This window comes from Methylocystis sp. L43 (genome assembly GCF_015709525.1).
Classification (GTDB): domain Bacteria; phylum Pseudomonadota; class Alphaproteobacteria; order Rhizobiales; family Beijerinckiaceae; genus Methylocystis.
This window is the reverse complement of record NZ_JADNRA010000002.1, coordinates 1-1,911: the sequence shown is the minus strand read 5'-3', so window position 1 is coordinate 1,911 and position 1,911 is coordinate 1. Positions and strand designations below refer to the sequence as shown.

The following is a 1,911-nucleotide window of genomic DNA, read 5'->3' as shown; positions in this document are numbered from 1 at the left end:
CCCTGCATCATCTTCGTCGACGAGATCGACGCGGTCGGCCGCCATCGCGGCGCCGGCCTTGGCGGCGGCAACGACGAGCGCGAGCAGACGCTGAACCAGCTGCTCGTCGAGATGGACGGCTTCGAGGCGAATGAGGGCATCATCCTGATCGCCGCGACCAACCGTCCGGACGTGCTCGATCCGGCGCTGATGCGTCCGGGCCGTTTCGACCGGCAGATCCAGGTGCCGAACCCGGATTTCATCGGCCGCGAGAAGATCCTCAAGGTTCACGCCCGCAAGGTGCCTTTGGCGCCGGACGTGGATTTGAAGATCGTCGCGCGCGGCACGCCGGGCTTCTCGGGCGCGGATCTGATGAATCTTGTCAACGAGGCGGCGCTGCTCGCGGCGCGGCGCTCGAAGCGGATCGTCACGAGCCAGGAGTTCGAGGACGCCCGCGACAAGATCATGATGGGCGCCGAGCGGCGCACGCTGGTGATGACGGATGAGGAGAAGAAACTCACCGCCTATCACGAAGGCGGCCATGCGCTGGTGCAGCTCTCGGTTCCTGGCGCGATGCCGATCCACAAGGCGACGATCATTCCGCGCGGCAGAGCGCTCGGCATGGTGCAGGGCCTTCCCGAGCGCGATCAGATCTCGCAAACTTACGAGCAGCTGACCGCGATGCTCGCCATCGCCATGGGCGGCCGCGTCGCCGAGGAAATGATCTTTGGCCATGACAAGGTGACGTCGGGAGCGGCCTCGGACATCCAGCAATGCACCCGTGTGGCGCGTGCGATGGTCACCCAGCTCGGCTTCTCGGACAAGCTCGGCACCGTCGCCTACGCCAATCCCGAGCAGGAGCAGTTCCTCGGATATTCCCTCGGGCGTCAGCAGACGATTTCCGAGGCGACGCAGCAGACGATCGACGCTGAGGTGCGCCGATTGGTGCAGGAAGCCTACGACGAGGCGATGCGCATCCTGTCGGAAAAGCGCAGCCAACTCGACACGCTCGCCAACGCGCTTCTCGAATTCGAGACGCTGTCCGGCGACGAGATGAAGGGCCTGCTCGCCGGCAAGCGGCCGGTGCGCGAAGAGTCGACGCCAACGCCGCCGCCGCGCGGCTCGGCGGTGCCGACCACAGGGCAGAAGCCAGAGCCGGACGTGGGCGGCCTGGAGCCCCAGCCGGTCTAAACTCCGGCGTTTGAAAGCAAAGGCCCGGCGTCAGCGCCGGGCCTTTTTTTGCAACGCGAGAGGACCGGAAGCGCTGTTTCAAGCTCCTCCGCGTGGCGGGTTCTGCGCCGTATTTGGCGACAAAGTCACTGTTTCGATGCGCCAGAACAAGCAAAATGCGTCAGGCTCGAAGAGCGTCTCTTCGAGACAAATTCTATGGAGGAGTCATATGAGCTCAACGACTGACACAGCAGCCCGCGCTGCTGCTGGCACGGAAGCTGTAGTAGACCTGAAGGGCATGTGGATCGGCTTGGCCGTTCTGAACGGGTTCTATCTGGTCGTCCGGATTTACGAGCAGGTTTTTGGCTGGCGCGCCGGCCTTGATTCGTTCGCTCCGGAGTTTCAGACATATTGGATGTCGATCCTTTGGACCGAGATTCCGCTTGAGCTGATCTCCGGCATTGGCCTTGCGGGCTTTCTTTGGAAGACGCGCACGCGCGACTTCTCGAACCTGGCGCCGCGCGAAGAGATGCGCCGCCTGGTGGTCGAGGTGCAATGGCTTGTTGTTTACGCCGCGGCCATTTACTGGGGCGCGTCGTTCTTCACCGAGCAGGACGGCACCTGGCACATGACGGTGATTCGCGACACGGACTTCACGCCGTCGCACATCATCGAGTTCTACATGAGCTACCCGATTTACTCGGTGATCGCGGTCGGCGGCTTCTTCTATGCGAAGACGCGTCTTCCGTATTTCTCCAAGGG

Annotated in this window: 2 protein-coding genes; both read left to right on the top strand. The window is 63.2% G+C overall.

What is annotated here, in order from left to right; translation table 11 throughout:
- Positions 1 to 1,170, top strand: a 1,170-nt coding sequence (locus tag IYX23_RS00015; protein ID WP_196398801.1) for an AAA family ATPase, incomplete at its 5' end; no start/stop codon positions are given.
- A 208-nt stretch (positions 1,171 to 1,378) separates the two neighbouring features.
- A partial coding sequence (locus IYX23_RS00010) for a methane monooxygenase/ammonia monooxygenase subunit C (RefSeq protein ID WP_196398800.1) occupies positions 1,379 to 1,911 on the top strand: 533 nt, incomplete at its 3' end.